The organism is Streptomyces sp. NPDC005408, assembly GCF_040606445.1.
Classification (GTDB): Bacteria; Actinomycetota; Actinomycetes; order Streptomycetales; family Streptomycetaceae; genus Streptomyces.
Genome location: NZ_JBEXEX010000020.1, coordinates 57,042 through 73,012 on the forward strand (window position 1 = coordinate 57,042; position 15,971 = coordinate 73,012).

Annotated in this window: 15 protein-coding genes; 5 read left to right on the top strand and 10 right to left on the bottom strand. The window is 68.2% G+C overall.

Going from position 1 to position 15,971, the window contains the following annotated elements:
* Window positions 1-53 precede the first annotated feature (53 nt).
* Genes ABZS64_RS20245 through ABZS64_RS20255 form a run of 3 tightly spaced genes read left to right on the top strand, consistent with a single transcriptional unit; the run spans window position 54 to window position 2,517 of the window.
* Entirely contained in the window at window positions 54-284 is a 231-nt protein-coding gene (locus ABZS64_RS20245) for a hypothetical protein (RefSeq protein WP_355831131.1), read from the top strand.
* A complete protein-coding gene (locus ABZS64_RS20250; RefSeq protein ID WP_355831134.1) occupies window positions 271-1,641 on the top strand; it encodes an amidase in 1,371 nt (456 codons plus the stop codon). The genes ABZS64_RS20245 and ABZS64_RS20250 overlap by 14 nt, the downstream gene beginning before the upstream one ends.
* 60 nt (window positions 1,642-1,701) lie before the next feature.
* Window positions 1,702-2,517 (top strand): thioesterase family protein, encoded by an 816-nt coding sequence (locus ABZS64_RS20255; RefSeq protein WP_355831137.1) that lies wholly within the window; start codon window positions 1,702-1,704, stop codon window positions 2,515-2,517.
* Between the two features lie 80 nt (window positions 2,518-2,597).
* Here ABZS64_RS20255 and ABZS64_RS20260 read toward each other — a convergent pair whose 3' ends face one another.
* Window positions 2,598-3,842: a cytochrome P450 gene (locus tag ABZS64_RS20260; RefSeq protein WP_355831140.1), complete on the bottom strand. Its 1,245-nt coding sequence runs from the start codon at window positions 3,840-3,842 to the stop codon at window positions 2,598-2,600.
* 92 nt (window positions 3,843-3,934) lie between these two features.
* On the opposite strand from ABZS64_RS20260, the gene ABZS64_RS20265 reads away from it, so the two are divergent.
* Window positions 3,935-4,852, top strand: a complete 918-nt coding sequence (locus ABZS64_RS20265; protein ID WP_355831143.1) for a LysR family transcriptional regulator — start codon at window positions 3,935-3,937, stop codon at window positions 4,850-4,852.
* A gap of 5 nt (window positions 4,853-4,857) precedes the next feature.
* On the opposite strand, the gene fdxA is transcribed toward ABZS64_RS20265, so the two are convergent.
* From fdxA to ABZS64_RS20310, 9 genes are all read right to left on the bottom strand, one after another.
* On the bottom strand, window positions 4,858-5,163 hold the full coding sequence (gene fdxA, locus ABZS64_RS20270; RefSeq protein ID WP_355831145.1) for a ferredoxin: 306 nt from the start codon (window positions 5,161-5,163) through the stop codon (window positions 4,858-4,860).
* A 14-nt stretch (window positions 5,164-5,177) separates the two neighbouring features.
* Entirely contained in the window at window positions 5,178-7,442 is a 2,265-nt protein-coding gene (locus tag ABZS64_RS20275; RefSeq protein ID WP_355831148.1) for a hypothetical protein, read from the bottom strand.
* Window positions 7,442-8,524 carry an FAD-binding oxidoreductase gene (locus ABZS64_RS20280; RefSeq protein ID WP_355831151.1) on the bottom strand — a complete coding sequence of 361 codons (1,083 nt, stop codon included), beginning with the start codon at window positions 8,522-8,524 and terminating at the stop codon, window positions 7,442-7,444. Before ABZS64_RS20280 ends, ABZS64_RS20275 begins: the two co-directional genes overlap by 1 nt.
* Window positions 8,521-9,858: a SidA/IucD/PvdA family monooxygenase gene (locus ABZS64_RS20285; protein ID WP_355831154.1), complete on the bottom strand. Its 1,338-nt coding sequence runs from the start codon at window positions 9,856-9,858 to the stop codon at window positions 8,521-8,523. The genes ABZS64_RS20280 and ABZS64_RS20285 overlap by 4 nt, the downstream gene beginning before the upstream one ends.
* An 88-nt stretch (window positions 9,859-9,946) precedes the next feature.
* Window positions 9,947-10,315 (bottom strand): aspartate 1-decarboxylase, encoded by a 369-nt coding sequence (panD, locus tag ABZS64_RS20290; RefSeq protein WP_355831157.1) that lies wholly within the window; start codon window positions 10,313-10,315, stop codon window positions 9,947-9,949.
* Between the two features lie 76 nt (window positions 10,316-10,391).
* The gene (locus ABZS64_RS20295) at window positions 10,392-11,996 is read right to left on the bottom strand and encodes a class I tRNA ligase family protein (protein ID WP_355831159.1); all 1,605 of its coding nucleotides are present in this window, start codon (window positions 11,994-11,996) and stop codon (window positions 10,392-10,394) included.
* Window positions 11,997-12,009: 13 nt separating this feature from the next.
* Entirely contained in the window at window positions 12,010-12,348 is a 339-nt protein-coding gene (locus ABZS64_RS20300) for a cupin domain-containing protein (protein ID WP_355831162.1), read from the bottom strand.
* Between the two features lie 119 nt (window positions 12,349-12,467).
* Window positions 12,468-13,712 carry an FAD-dependent monooxygenase gene (locus tag ABZS64_RS20305; protein ID WP_355831165.1) on the bottom strand — a complete coding sequence of 415 codons (1,245 nt, stop codon included), beginning with the start codon at window positions 13,710-13,712 and terminating at the stop codon, window positions 12,468-12,470.
* Between the two features lie 137 nt (window positions 13,713-13,849).
* Entirely contained in the window at window positions 13,850-14,452 is a 603-nt protein-coding gene (locus ABZS64_RS20310; RefSeq protein WP_355831168.1) for a TetR/AcrR family transcriptional regulator, read from the bottom strand.
* A gap of 285 nt (window positions 14,453-14,737) precedes the next feature.
* On the opposite strand from ABZS64_RS20310, the gene ABZS64_RS20315 reads away from it, so the two are divergent.
* Window positions 14,738-15,949, top strand: coding sequence for a transposase (locus ABZS64_RS20315; RefSeq protein WP_355831171.1), 1,212 nt, complete (start codon window positions 14,738-14,740; stop codon window positions 15,947-15,949).
* The last annotated feature ends 22 nt before the right edge of the window (window positions 15,950-15,971 follow it).

Sequence of the window (15,971 nt, forward strand, 5' to 3'; positions counted from 1 at the left end):
CACGCCCTGCTGCACCTGCCCGTACCTGCCCGCCCGGGAAAGGAAATCCCTCCGTGGCCATGCCGAGCATCTCTCCGCAGCAGGCCGCCCAACGGGCGCTGCACGCCGGGCTGCCGTCGGCCGCAGACCGGTCCCCCCAGGTGGCCGCGCTGGCAGGGCACGCCCACAGCATCATCGGCGCTCTGCGTTCCCTGAATCTCGAAGGCGCGGCCCCCGCGGCTGTCTTCCGGGCAGTCGGCGACGTCTCGCCGATACCTCAGGAGCCCGCCGATGCAGCCCTATGAGCTCACTCTCTCCGCTGCGGCCGAGGCCGTCGCCGCAGGGGAGCTGTCCCCGGTCGAGCTGACCGAATCCGTTCTCTCCCGGTGTGAGGAGGTCGAAGGCCGGCTCAACGCCTATGCCTTGGTGACCGCGGTCAGTGCGCGGGAATCGGCCGCGCGGGCCGAGCGGGAGATCCGCGAAGGCCAGCATCGGGGCCCGCTGCACGGCATCCCCGTCGGCCTCAAGGACGTGATCGACACGGCGGGAGTCCCCACGACGGCGAACTCCCGCGTCTGGGCCGACAGGACCCCGGACAAGGACAGCACCGTGGCCGCCCGGCTCGCTTCGGCGGGCGCGGTGCTCATCGGCAAGACCCACACGCACGAGTTCGCGTACGGACTGATCACCCCGCAGACGGCCAACGCCCGGCACGCCGACCGCATCGCGGGCGGCTCCAGCGGCGGCTCGGCCGTCGCGGTGGCCGCCGGATCGGCGACCTTCGCCCTCGGGACCGACACCGGAGGCTCCATCAGGGTCCCATCCGCGCTGAACGGCGTCGTAGGACTCAAACCGACGTACGGCCTGGTCTCCACGCACGGCATCGCGCCCCTGTCCTGGTCCCTCGACCACGTGGGCCCCATCACCCGGACCGTGCGGGACGCGGCTCTCGTTCTCGACGCCATCGCCGGGCATGACCCGCGCGACCCCGTGAGCATCACCCGGCCGCCCGAGCACTGCGAGCGGGGACAGCACAAGGATCTGCGCGGGCTGCGCGTGGGCGTCCCCGTCAACTACTTCTTCGAGCAGGTCGACCCGCAGGTGGAAGCGGCCGTCCGGACCGCCGTCGGCGCTCTGGACGACCTTGGCGCCGAGCTCGTGCGGGTGCGTATCCCCATGGCCGAGTATCTGCAGGCCACGCAGTGGGGACTCATGCTCCCCGAGGCAGCCTCGGTCCACGAACGCGCCCTGCGCGAGACCCCTGACCTCTTCACTCCAGACGTACGCCTCCTGCTGGAGGCGGGCGAACTCGTCCTGGCCGGCGACTATCTGCGCGCCCAGCGCTCCCGCACACTCATCCGGCGCGCCTGGTCACGCCTCTTCGAGACCGTCGACGTGATCGCCGCGCCCTCCGTGCCCTGCGCGGCGGCAAAGCGCGAACAGGGCTCGGTGGACTGGCCCGATGGCACCACCGAACCGGTCACCGACGCCTATGTCAGGCTCTCGGCGCCGGCCAATGTCACCGGCCTGCCTGCCCTCTCGCTGCCCGTCGGGCTCGACGACGCGGGCCTGCCCATCGGCATGCAGCTCATCGCGGGCCCGCTCGCCGAGCCCGTACTGCTGCGCACGGGCATCGCCTACGAGACGGCATCATCGGCATGATGTGCACGGATCCGGTCGAGAACCACCCCCAGGAATGCGCCAGAAATTCGGAGTTCACGTATGACTGCTGATGCGACGCCCGACGCGAGTCCGTTGCCCGAGGCCTTCTACCGGGACCTCGGTCAGGGCCGATACGCGAGCACCTCCGCCACCGCGGGGCCGTGGAGCCCGAAGACTCAGCACGCCGGGCCTCCCTCGGCGCTGCTCGGCCGGGCCATGGAGCGGCACGAGCCCAGAGAGGGATTCCGGATCGCGCGCATCACGCTGGAGCTGCCGCGTCCGGTTCCGGTCGCCGAGCTCCATGTCGCTGTACGGACGGTTCGTTCGGGCGGACGTGTCGAACTGCTCGAAGGTGAGGTCACCTCCAGCGGGCAGCCGGTGCTGCTGGCCCGTGCCTGGCGGATGATCGCCAGCCCGGCCGACACTCCGGCGCTGCGCCCCGAGCCCGGCCCGCCTCCGCTGCCGGGGCCGCAACCGCCGCAGACCATGAAAGGCGCCCACATGGAGGGCTATGTCTCGGCCATGGAGTGGCGATTCGAACCCGGGAAGGGGTTCGACACGCCCGGGCCCGGCACGGCATGGGCGCGGCAGCGCATCCCGCTGGTGGCCGGTGAGGAGGACACTCCGCTGACCCGGGCGCTCACGCTGGCCGACAGCAACTGGGCGGTCGCCTTTGAGCTGGACCACTATGAGCGGCTCGTCATCAACACGGACGTCACGCTCGCCCTGCACCGCGAACCGGTCGGCGAATGGTTCTGTGTGCGCTCGGCGACCGCGGCCAGCCCCGGCGGCTCCGGGCTGGCACTGGGGCAGCTCGACGACAGCGCCGGTGACTGCGGCCGCATCCTGCAGACCCTGCTGGTCACCGAACGCTGATCGCGGGCAGAAACGGCCACGGCCCTCCCACCTCGTTACGAGGTGGGAGGGCCGTGTCAGACCCTCGGTCGTGACCCGGCTCACTCCGGCCAGTCGACCAGCAGGCGCCTCGGTCCCCGGAAGGAAATGTTGGCCGGGAAGGTGAGGTCCTGGCCCTCGACCATCCGCATCTTCGGTGCCCGCTGAGCCAGCAGGTCGAGCGCAATCCTGGCCTCCATACGGGCGAGAGCGGCACCGATGCAGTAGTGGATGCCTTTCCCGAAGGAGAGGTGGGCGCGGACATCGCCACGGTGGATGTCGAAGGCCTCGGGTTCTTCGAAGTACTTCGGGTCCCGGTTGGCGGCACCGAGAAGCAGCAAGACCTTGGCGTCCGCGGGGATTTCGACCCCACCCACGTCGACTGCGCGAGTGGTGATGCGCCGCCAGGCGGTGATGCTGCTGTCGAAGCGCAGCGCTTCCTCGACGGCTGCGGGGATGAGCGAACGGTCGGCGCACACGGCGTCCCACTGCTCAGGGTTGAGAAGCAGCCGCCGGATCGCGTTGCCCGTGAAGTTCGTTGTGGTCTCGTGGCCGGCGAAGCTCAGCCCGTAGGCAACGTTGGTGATCTCCTCCAGCGACAACGCGGACGGGTCGTCCTGGTGGATCCGGATCAGGTCACTGGTGAAGTCGTCCACCGGCTCGGCCGCGCGCCGGGCGACGAACTCCTCGCAGTAGGCCCAGTAGTGGACCATATTGGTGGCGATGTCGCGCTGCTCGTCGGGGCTCGGCCGGCCCCAGCTGAAGGCGATGCGGTTGCCGCACCAGCTCTTGAGCATGTCCATGTCCTCGTCGGGGAACCCGATGAACGTGAAGATCATGTACGCGGGGAGCGGATAGGCCAGCGCCGACACCAGATCGACCTGGCCCGGCCTGATCGCATCCACCAACTCGGTTGCCTTGGCCCACACCTTGGGTTCCAGCACCGAGACCCTGCGGGCTGAGAAGCCCTTGAGGTTGTGCCGGCGAATACGAGTGTGCTTGGGCGGGTCGCAGTCGGACATCACCGGGCTGGCGTGAAAGCCCTCCTTGATAATGGCCTTCGCCTCGTCCGTCAACGGGAAAACCGGACGCTGACCGACCGCCGCGGAGAACGTCCCCGGGTCTTTCAGAACTGCCTCGATGTCGTCATAGCCCGTCACCACCCACATGTCGATCGCCGGTGCATAGAAAGCCGGTACCTCGTCGCGGACAGCCGACAGGGTGGGATAGGGATCGGCCACATAGGAATCAGCCAGCGGGTCAAAATTCTGATGGACCGGGCACGATGCCATGTTGGTCTGCGTCATCACGCAACCTCCTCCGCTCGATGCCTCAAGTCTCGTTCACTTTCCTCTACTTGGAAATCAGATAATTGTGGATCCCGGTATAAGATGTCTTCATGACCGACCGTATGAGTCTGCGACAGCTGGACTATTTCGTGGTCGCCGCTGAGGTCGGCACCATGAGCGGCGCGGCAAAGGTGTTGTACGTCTCTCAGTCCGCGGTGTCGATCGGCATCGCAGAACTGGAGCATCAGCTCGGGGTGCAACTCCTGCTCCGATCGAAGCCGAAAGGGCTGACCCTCACCGAGGCCGGGCGGAAGCTGTTGCCGGAGGCGCGTGCCCTGCTGGCCCGCACCGAGGAACTGCAGGCCGGCATGCGCGATGTCGGACAGACTCCGGCAGGCCGGCTGGTGGTCGGCTGCTTCATGACCATCGCGCCGTTTCTGCTGCCGCGGCTGCTCGAGGATTTCCAGGCCGCCTATCCGGAAGTTACCCTCGACTTCCTTGAGGGCTCGCTGGTCGATCTCCAGCAACTGCTCCTGGAAGGGCGCTGTGAACTGGCAGTGCTCTACGGCGTCGACATACAGCCCGGCATCGACTTCGACGTGCTCTATGCGACCCAGCCGCATGTGCTGCTTTCGTCTGCGCATCCGCTGGCGGAGGCGGAAGCCGTCCGGCTGGCCGACCTCGCCGGCCACGACATGATCATGCTCGATGTTCCGCCGAGCCTGCGGTATTTCACCGAGGTGCTGAGCACGGCCGGAGTCACGCCGGCCATTCGCCACCGCACAAGGAGCTTTGAGATGGTTCGCAGCCTTGTCGCGCGCAATGTCGGCTATTCGCTGCTGATCCAGCATCCGGCTCTGGATGTCAGTTACGAGGGCCGCCCGCTGGAAATCCGCCGCATTCACGACCCTGTTGTTCCGCTGCCTGTCGTATTGGCCCGGCCGAGTGGTGCTCAACCCACCCGCCGGGCCGCCGCTTTTGCATCATTCCTGCATGAAACAGTGGCGCGGTACCCCGAGTTGACGTGACGAGGTCATGAACTGCCGACCACAGGGTGATCACTGGTGAAGGGGGACTGAGCGCTTGCGCCGCCGGGGGATCCCAGGGGGATGAACACCTCCGCATCGGCCGTCAGATACTCGCGCCAGGGCGTCGGCACGGAGGTCTCGAAGAAGATCGCCTCGACCGGGCAGACAGGTTCGCAGGCGCCGCAGTCGACGCATTCCTCGGGATGGATGTAGAGCTTCCGGGGTCCTTCGTAGATGCAGTCGACGGGGCACTCTTCGACGCAAGCCTGATCCTTGACGTCGACGCAGGGCTGGGCAATGACGTAGGTCATGGGGAACTCTCCGTTCACAGGGATGTGTTCACGGTCCAGGAGTCGTTGCCGGTGAGGCGGGGGACAGCGTGAAGCCCGTGATGGGGCCCCCAGACCTCGGCCCGCGTGCCGTCCGGCAGGGCGATGACCCTGCGGGCGCCGACCTTCGCGTCCACCGAGCCTGTCAGCAGAGCGAATTCGGCCCGGACGGCATCGGTGGAAGACAGTTCGTCGGACCCGACGAGCAGCAGGTTTCCCACGATGGCCAGCTCGGGCGAGTCCGGGCCGCCGTCCAGCCGGATGCGGGCTTCGAGCTCGGCCTCCAGGACCGACTCGTACAGTGCGACGGCGCTGTCGAGTGCTGCGCGACGCACCGCTCGCCGGGACAGCAGGCGCATCCCGCCGCTCAGCGGACTCGACCTCTCCCCGTCCACGACGGCCGGTTGGGGCCTGGGCCGCTCGCCGAGCTGTGGCCGGTGCTCGACCAGCTCGGCGATCGTTCCGTCCGGATAGCGCACCCGGGCCCGTGATCCGGGCACGATCACTTCCGGCGGCTCAAGGACCGTGGTGCCGGTACGCCGCAGCCGTTCCAGCTGTTGGCCGAGCGACGGCACGATCAGGGAGTAGGCGGTCTGCCGCTGGATGGGTGTGAACGGACGCGCGCCGGCAATCAGCAACAGATTGCCGACGGCGGCCAGTTCGAGACCGCCGAAGTCGGGGATGGGCATCCGCAAGTCCGCGGGTACCCCGAGCAGCTGCTCGTAGAAGGCGATTCGGTCATCGAGGTCGGCGACGTCGATGAGCGAGCGGGTGAGCAGCCGTGGCCGGGGGAGTACGGAGGAATCAGGGCAGGTACGGAACCAGCGTTCGGGCAAGGTCATCGGGCGCTGGCTCCGGCTCGGGCGCTGGCTCCGGCTCTGGGGCATCGGGGGCCGGCCCTCCTTCATGTCGTGGGCGGCTGTGCTCCACCACCGCCGCGCCGTCAGCCCCCAGGCTGCGAACTCGTCGGCGACGAGGCGGTGCAACGACTCGGCATCGCCGAAGTGGTCGGGTATTCCGGTGACAGTCACGGTCATCCGGCTGCCGACCTGGAGCAGACACAGCGAGGCGCGCAGTCGGGCCTTCTCCGGGACGAGGCCGGGCACGTTCATGGTCCGCAGCGCGATGCTGTCGGCGACCTGGCCGGCGAAGTGCACCACGCCGTCGGGAGCGTGTCCGAAGTTCGACGCGACGACATCGGTCTGCTGGGCTCCGGGAGCCTTGAGGCGGTTGGCGTACTCGGCAGGCAGCACATGCCACAGCGGCTCGGGGACGAGCGTGGTGCTGTGTGCCCCCGCCCCCCGGAGAAGGGCCTTCGTCGCCAGTCGGGTCTGTTGGAGATCGGAGTGCTGCGGGGTGCCGCCGGGCACGGTCAGCGGCACGACGACAAGGGCATTGGCGCGTTCGTCGAGCTCGGAGCGTCGCAGGTTCATGGGCAGGCCGACATCGACGGTGGCGTGCTCGTCGCGCGGTACGCGGGCGCGGATCAGGTTGGCGGCGATTTCCACGAACAGGCTGTTGGCAGTGCCCCCATGGGCGCGGGCTTGCTCCTCCCACAGCTCCGCGTCGACGTCGAAGATCGTCGATGTGAAGTACCGGGGTGCCGAACCAGCCACGCCGGGTGCGCCGTTGAAGAGCGCCGCTCCGATACGCGCGAGCTCCCGCGGGTTCGCCAGCAGACCGACGGTCCAGCGTGCCGTTTCGACGGCCGCACGCGCCGTCTGTCCAAGGGCGTCACCGAGGTCGCTGCCGAGCTCGTCACCGAGGCCGGTGCCGAACACTCTCGCCGGCAGTCCGCGTGGCGGCCCGGCGCAGGTGCTGCGGCTTGCGATCGCGTTGAAGATGCCGAGCCCGTCGCTCCTGAAGTGCGGCACGGTAAGCGATACGAGGCTGCCGCCCTGGTAGGGGGCGGCAGCAAGCTGCCACAGGGCGCCGGAGCCGACCGGCAGTGGTGCGCGCACCTGGGCGTCGATCCAGTCCATCACCGTCTCTTCGGTGAGCGGCTGCTGATCGATGTGCGGCAGCTCCTCATTGCTTGCCATGACCCACTTGCGGCGCGCACCGAAGACGCGGGACCCGGCAACCTGACGGCTGAGCCGCCCTTGGTTCAGCCGGTGCCATTCGGCCTCAAGCGAGTCGGCGGACACCGGGTCGGGGAACCGCCACAGCACCTGGACGGCCCGGGACGAGCCGAGGGCGCCGGCCGACCCGTACAGCATTTCGTCGGTGGCGTTGAGCCGCCATGTCGTTCCGTCGGGCATCAGCCGATCGCCTCCCTCAGCCGGGCGGCCGCATGGTCGCCCACGGCGGGGGCGAGCTTGAACCCGCCACCGTTCCAGCCGGTGGCGGTGACCAGACCGGGGACTTGTGGCCAGACGGTCACGGCCCCCTCGCCCCCGGCAGCCATGGCGTCGTACGCGCTGACGCCTCCCACGAGTCGGGCGCCTGCCAGGGGCGGGTAGCGGTGCCGGACCACGTCCCGGACGCGTCGCTCCTCGGCGGGCGGCACGCCCGCCCGTACGGTCGCCGGGACGTCGGTCTCCTTCGAGGCCACACCCGCGAGCAGGGTGGCCCCGGAGTTCCAGCGGCGCAGCCACGCACCGGTGGCGAAGTCGACCACCGTCGGCAACCCCGAGACATCGGTACCGGCAGCCGGTTCGAACAGGCAGTAGCTCACCGCCCGTGTTCGGAGCGGCAGTTGCACCCCGAGAGACTCGGCCAAGGGGACGCTGCCGACCCCCGCAGTGAGCAGCACTGCCCGGGCGCGGACCCGGCCGGTTGTCGTTTCGACCCCGGACACACCCGCATCGGATGTCAGCAGCCTGGTCGCCCGAGCTCTACGCACCTGCACACGCGGCCCGGCATCACTCAGCATCGCCGCCGCGACGTCCTTGGCCGGAAGCCACCCGGCTCCGGGCTCGAACACCCCGACGAAGCCGTCCGGCACACTGAGTCCGGCGAACGTGGCCCTGATCTCCTCGGCCGGGAGGATGCCGGCCCGCTGCCCGGCCGCCCGAACCGCCGCGACTGCGGCGACTGCCCGGTCGAAGCCGTCGGCGTCGACCAGGGTGAGACTGCCCTGTTCATGGACCTGCGGCCAGGTGCCGCGCCAGCCGCGCCGCAGATAGCGGTCGAGCCCTTCGGCCGCCCACGCCGCTTGGCGGCCGTTCATGTCGAGGGCCCGAACGAGCCCGCCGGAGGCGCCCGAGGCGCCACCGGCGATGCCGGACTCGTCCACGACGATGACGGACAGACCATGGGCGCCGAGCCGTTCCGCGGTGGCCAGCCCCATGATCCCGCCGCCGACTATGGCGACGTCCGCCGATTCGACGGCGTGTGTCACTGCAACGTCCCCGCCGTCAGACGCTGTTCGAGATCGAAACCGTCCGACTCCAGAAGTGAACCGGCGATGTCGCTCGACCGCGCCGACAGCATGGCGAGTGCTCCGGCGTCACCCATGCCATGGCTCGCCTCGCACAGTCCGTTGAGATACACCCTCAAGGGACGAGGACTGGACGCCTGGGTCTTGAGCTCGATCGAATAGTCCCGCGCCACGACCGGAATTCCCTCCTCGTCGAGGGGGAGCCGATGAGCAACGCCCTCCATGAGGGGGTGATACGGCTCATCGCCCGGCCCGGTTCCGAAGTCCCGGAAGCCCGTCGCCAGAATGACGACATCGACGTCGATCGTCTTCTCCGTAAGGTGGTTGACATCGCGCAGCATCAGCCGGTGCACACCCTCACGCGGTCGCGGCAGTATCTCTGCCACTTCCGAGAACGGCATCATCCGGAGCCGGTCGGATGCGATGAGTTCGTACTCGCGCTGCACGCCCACGAGCCGGTCGATCACATCCTGGTCGCAGGCGGCGTAATTGATCGACCGCAGCTCTGCGCGGAGGCGTCGTTTCGTCTCGCTCGGAAGTGGATGGAAATAGTCGACGAAGTCCGGGAGGAAGACCTGCCGGCTGTAGGGGCTGGTGTCCTTGAGCCGGAAACCGATGCCCCGGTGAACCGAGGTGACCTGCCGGATGTTCGCCCGGTTCAGAAGGTCGAGCACGATCTCGATCGCACTCTGGCTCGCACCCACGACGGCGACACGGATGTCCTTGTCCTGAAGGCGCTCGATGGACGACAAGTACTGCGAGGAGTGGAAGACCGTCGGCCCCAGACTCCGCTGGAACGGAGGAGGGACCCGCGGGGAGCGGCCGGTGCCCACGACGACGCTCTCGCCCAGATACTGCCGGCCGCTCTCGGTCTCCACGCAGAACAGCTCGCCGTCGCTTCCGTCGTCGACCAGCGAAAGACCCACGGCGGACTGGCCGTAGTCCACCGAACCGTGGAAGGCGTCGGCAACCCAGGCGAGATATCCCGCGTACTCCCGCCGCAGCGGGAACTTGGCGTTCAGGTGCAGGTAGTTGGTCAACGCATCTCGTTCGGCCAGGTAATTGACGAACGTGTGGCGGCTGTAGGGATTGCGCGGCATGACCAGATCCCGGAAGGGATTGTTCTGGATGTCGGCGCCCGGCAGCAGTTGCTCGTCCTGCCACTGGAAACCGTCGGCCCGCTCGATGAAGTGCGCTGCGCCGGGGCGGTCGAGTTCTTCGAGCGCCACCGCCAGGGACAGATTCGCCGGCCCGAACCCTACCCCGAGTATGGGATAGACCTGTTGCTCATTCACTGTGCGTCACGTCCTCGGCTCGTCGTGCCGCATGCGGCATGCAGGAACGCGGAACAAGTGCTGCTCGATGGAGGGGAGGCATCGAGAATCAGCTGCTCAGGAGCGCCACTTCGGCGATCTCGTTCTCTTCGTCGACATGCACGACACGGGATTTGTGGTCGGCTATCTCGGCGGCGTCCACCTGCGCGTAACTGATGATGATGACCTTGTCGCCGGTCTGGACAAGGCGGGCCGCGGCACCGTTGACAACAACCTCATTGGCGCCCGCGGCACCCAGAATCGTGTACGTCTCGAAACGGGCACCGTTGTTGATGTTGACGACATGGACCAGTTCATGGACGCCGATTTCGGCGGCATCGAGAAGCTCGGGCGAGATGGTGATCGAACCGACGTAGTTCAGATTGCTGTCGGTGACGGTTGCCCGGTGGATCTTCGAGTGCATGAACGTGCGCAGCATGGTGGGACTCCTTCGTCATTCGATGAGGGGTGGTACGGCAGGAGAAAGCCGGTGCGGCGATGGGGGATCGCGATGCCTAGGCCCTGTCCGCCGCGGACGGGTTCGGGGCAAGTCCCCGGAAACTCCCGGCCGGTGGCTCGGCGATGCCGGCCAGCAGCGGCGGCTGCTTCGCCGTGGAAGCGGCGTCGAAGGCCGTCGAGATCCGCTCGGACAGATCCGGGGTGACGGGCCAGGCCAGCGTCCGCAGTGTCCAGAGGAACTGCAGGGCACCCGACACATCGCCGGCGTCGTCCGGCTGGAGGTGCTCGCAGCGCAGCGCCAGCACCTCCAGGTGCAGGGCGACTGCCTCGGCCGCCTTGCGGATGGAGAAGGTCTCCAGCCGGTATGCCTCCTCGAACCGCTGCTGGGACGCCTGGATGGCGCTGGTCCACCACGGCGAGGGCGGTGCGTCGATTCGGCGGCCGGTGAGCGCGGAGTTCAGGCCCTCGGCGATCGTTGCGACCGGTGTGTCGAACCGGGTCGCGATCGTCGATGCGGCAATGGGCTCGCTGAACTCCGACTGCTGCAGCTCGGGGCTGGTCAGCGCCAGTACGAAGCGCGCCCGGTCCCGGCCGACGCTTTCGAGGTAGTCCCGCGCCCAGCGCACATCGCCCTTGCTGGTGGAGAACTTCCGTCCTTCGAGCAGGTAGTACTGATTCGTGATCGTGCGGGTCCGGGGCAGTTCGACCGGGAGCCCGTGCCGGACCGCGAGCAGCGACAGCGTCACATAGATGAAGGCGTTGTAGAAGCCGTTGTCGATGCCGATGAACTGGACCAGTTCGTCGCAGCCCGACTCGCGGTCCTTGCGTGCCTGCTGAAGCCAGTACAGATGCCCGACATAGATTTCCGGCCAGGCGTTGATGGCCTGCGGGACGGCGTCCGGCCCGTCCCAGTCCACCCCGATGCCCCAGCTGCTCGGGTAGGTGATCGGGATGTACGGGAGCTGCTGCGCGGCGAGCGTGTCGGAGACGACCCGGGCCAGATCGGGCCGCAGTTCCACGTCCGACGCCCGGTACCAGTTGGTGATCACCGACCGGTACCGCTCCAGGTCCAGGACCCAGATCGAGACGGGCCTGCGCGGCAGCGCGGCCGCCGCGTCGGTGGACGGCAGCAGCGCGCCGGGCAGGTTGTAGAGCCCGCACGCCTCGCAGACTCCGGCCCGGGCGTGCGCCAGGCAGTGGGGGCAGCGTCCGGTCACGAAGGCCTCGGCCTTGTACTCGCCCGACTCGGCATCGTAGGGAAGTTCCACCTCCCGCCGGTCGAACGCGCCGTGGCGCCACAGGTGGGTGAAGAAGTCCCTGACGAACTCGGTGTATTGGGCGTCGGGGCGCTCGAAGAGGTCGACCTCGACACCGGCCAGGCCGAGCGAGACGGTCACACTGTCCAGCGCGTGCTGGATGAGCGCCTCGGGGCTGGTGCCGAGCCGCTCGGCGGTGGTGACGACATAGGTCTGGTTGTCGTCGGTGCTGGTGCCGAATGCCACGTCGTTGCCCAGGATCTTCTGCGATCGTGCGCACACGTCGCTGGCCAGCACCGGGCCCGAGAGGTGGCCGAGATGCAGGTCACCGTTCGGGGTGGGCGGGGAGAAGGTCACATTGATGCGCCGCCGGCCGTGATCGGCGGCGCTCCGGCTCTCGGTCATCGCAGGCCTTTCCCTAGGCGGCGGGCTGGAGCCAGTAGATGCTGACGAAGGTCAGCGGCTCGGATTCGCTGGTGTTGGTGACGATGTGGTTCGTGCCGTGCGGGACGTAGATGACGTCGCCGACGGTGATGGGGCGCTCTTCCTCGCCGACCCGGACATGGCCCTCCCCGGCGACGAAGATGAACGTTTCGTCGGTGTCATGGCCGTGCGGGGTGCTGGACTCGGCAGGCCGGATCGAGCACAAGGTGCTGTTCCAGGGCGGAGTGATGACGCCGTCCCAGGGATACAGCTGGCGGATGTCGCAGCCGTTCTTGCGGATCTGGTCGTCACCGGACGCGGTCTTCACGTACATGTGGCCTCTTCTTTCTGGTACTTGGGCCGGCGCGGGCAGGCGGCGGCGCCGACAGCGTTGTCTCGGCAGTTCGCAGGGGGAGGCGGTTGTCTCGGCAGTTCGCAGGGGGAGGCGGAAGCTCACCCGAGGGCGAAGATGCGCTGGATGACCTCGGGCTCGAACGACTCGGCGGGTACACCGAAGGGGCCCTGGAAGGTGGCGAGCCGGGACCCGGCCAGTACCGGATCCGTGGGCCAGACCTTGGCGTAGGCCTTCCTTCGGGCAGCGCCTTCGGGCGTGAAGGTCATGTTCATCGTGGTCCGGACCGAACCGGAGATCCGCAGTCGGTGCATCCGGACCTCGCGCTCCTCGGCGTACGGCTTGAGCGTCTCGGGCGACCAGACGGAGTTCGACCGCAGGGCTTCCCACACCATGCGTGCGTCCCGCAGCGCGATCGACAGCCCCTGGCCGATGACCGGATCGGTCCAGCCGGCGGCGTCCCCCACCAGGACTGCTCCGGGCGCGACGGGTGAGTCAGTCCAGGCGTCGTTCATGGGGTAGAAGGCACAGGACGCGGAGGGCGTGGCCTGGGCGAACATCTCGCTGTCGGGGATGCAGTGGAGCTGGAACGCCTTGAGGAACCGGGTGTGCCGGTCGGGGCCGGTGAAGCGGCCCTTCTGGGCGACGTCGTGCAGCAGATACAGGCGGGCCCGGGCGCCTGCGCGGGGGAACACGAAGTAGAGCAGATCTCCCTCCGTGCCGATCGAGGTGACGTTGGCCGGCCAGGCGTGCAGATCCTCGACGAGCATCCCGCCCCCGAGGGAGTTCGGCGGGGTCTGGGTGAGGCCGATGCCGAGCTGGCGGCGCACGGTCGACATGCGTCCGTCCGCCCCGATCACGATCCGGCAGGGGACCTCGTACTCGACGTCGTCGTGCTCGTACCGGACGCTCGGGTTCGGCCCGCCGGTGACGGTGACGTCGCCTATGCCGCGGACGACGGTCGCGCCCGCCTGCTCGGCGGCGGTGGCAAGGGCCTCACAGGCCTCAGGGTGCCCGACGTCCAGTACCCCGCGAATTCCCGGAATCATTTCGTCCAGTCGCAGAGCCTTGGCCCGGGCGACGTCCGGATCGACCGTCTCGTCGAATCCGATGAACCGGTCCACATAGGTGCCGCCTGCTTTGAGGATGGGTTCTTCCAGGTCGAGCTGGAGTAATTCGACGACACCCCAGCAATTGATCACCTCGCCCCGGACCTTGTCCCGGTAGACCGTCTGCCGTTCGAGGAGAAGCACCTCGTAGCCATCTCCCGCCAGCGCCGCTGCCAGGGCAGATCCGGCGATCCCGCCGCCGACCACTACCGCGTCAACGCGCTCAGCTTTCGTCATGGAATCCTCCGGAGGAACTGTGCAAAGGCACGGCTGTTCGGACGGCTTGTGGCGTCAACAATCGGCGTCCGCGGGCCCCTGCGGCAATGCCAACTTGCATAAGACGTAACGGAGTTGTTCGTCGGCGGGGCTGCCGCTCACGCCTGCCCGTCGGGGGAGATGCCGCACAGGGTGAGCTCCCAGATCTGACTGAGCAGCTCGACGGCGCCCTGCCCGGGCATCCTGGCCGAGTGGCAGGTGGCGCGTGTGTGTGCCTCCGCGCCGACAAGAAGGTATACGGCCAGGGTCGCGACGGTGCCCGGGCTGGCCGCGGCGTGGAGTTGGCCGTCGCGGTGGGCGCGCGCGAGCAGGTCGTGCATCGTCGGGGCCCATGCGGCGGACCAGCCGTATGCGGTTCCGGGCCGCTCGCGCGTCAGCCTGGCGGCGGAGCGCACCGTGGATTCCGTCTCCAGCAGCCGGGCGAGCTGGAGGGTCAGGTCGATCGCCAGGTTGAGCGCCGGGGTGGAGTGGGCCGTGACCCGGTCGACGACGACGCGCGTGGCCGACTGGCCGCATGACTGGACAGCGTCCGCCAGTTCGCTCTTGGTGGAGAAGTGGAAGGTCAGGGCGCCGATGGAGATGCCGGCGGATTTGCAGATCTGCGACAGGGACGTGCCGTCGTAGCCGTTGCGGTCGAACTCTGAAGCGGCTGCCTTCACGAGGGCTCGACGCGTACGTGCGGCTCGTTCCTGCTGGGCCATGTTGTTTCTCCGGGGGCCGTCCGGCGCATAAGGCGGGACAACGCGTTGTTACGGATGTTGCACAGTAAGTGAGGCGGCCAGCGTGCCGTCGTGACTGCCGCACGGCAAGCCCGACTTCCCAAAGACGCAGCGTGGTGGCCGATTCCCGCGCCGCTGTCCTGGAGTGTGCGCCAACTTCCCTAAGTCGCGGGGTTGTCTGGTTCTGGAAGTGAAAAAATAGTGATCGCTCTTTATTGTTTCTGGGCGGCACCCAGCGAAGGACGCGCTGAAGGGGGAACCAACTTCATGATCACGCGCTATCCGGTCCACTCGCCGACGTCGGTCGACGTCGAGCGGGTCATCACGTTTGCCGACGACCTTTTCGCACATCTCCACCGGGCGGACCAACGCCGGTGGGCCCATACCTATCTGCTCGGCCTGCTCACCGTGCAAGGCAAGAAGTCGGTCCGCCGGCTGGCGGCCGCCGTGACGAACTCACCCACGGCGTCCCAGTCCTTGCACCAGTTCATCAATGCCAGCCCCTGGGCATGGCAGCCCGCTCGCCGTGAGCTGACGCGCTGGGTCGAGCAGCGCCTGCAGCCACGCGCCTGGACCATTGGAACGGCTGTCCTGCCCAAGCGCGGTGAGCACTCCTGTGGTGTGCATCGCCGCTTTGTGCCCTCGCTCGGCCGGGTGGTCAACTGCCAAGTAGGGATTGGGCTGTTCCTCTCGGACGGCCGTCAGGAGATACCAGTCGACTGGCGCCTGCTGATCCCGGGGCAGTGGTCGGACCACCAGCTCCGCCGCAGGGCGAAGATTCCGGACCGGGTCCAGCCCTTTCCGATCTGGGCTCATGTCCTCGACCTGGTCGACAGCCAGGCCGACCGGACCTCGCTCGCCCCGGTGCCGCTGGTGGCGAATCTGCGCGAGTGCCAGGAGACCGGCAGGCTCATTCGCGGATTGCGGCAGCGGGGGCGTGACTTCGTCATCGCCGTTCCCGGAAGCCTGCCGGTGTTACCCGAAAGTCCGCTCCAGGGGCGGCAGCCGCAGGGGCCCGCAGCGGTGCCCGTGCTGAGTGCTCAGCAGGTCCTGCGCCTGGGCAGCGATCATCCGCACTCCGTCACGGTGAACACCCGCGACGGCCAGACCCGGCGTGCGCGCGTTGTCACCGGTCTTGTACGCCTGCCCCACGAGCCGGGGAACGGTGCCCAGCCCAAGCGCGTCTACCGTGTGTTCAGCGAGCTCCACCGCGGCACGCAGCGCCGTGCCGCCGTATGGATCACCAATCTGGTTCACCGTCGGATGGATGACCTTCTGGAGCTCGCCGGGCTGCAGGCCGGAACCGCCCACACCCTGCACGAGCTGGAGCGCGACTTCGGGCTCCAGGACTTCGAGGGCCGCTCCTACCCGGGCTGGCACCACCACATCACCCTGGTGTCCGCCGCCGGCGCGCACAGGCGTCTGGGTGGCACCGAGCCGAACCCGATCGCCCCGGCCCTGGAGAGTCTGCTGGTCTGACCCTCACCTCACCGGCGTACAG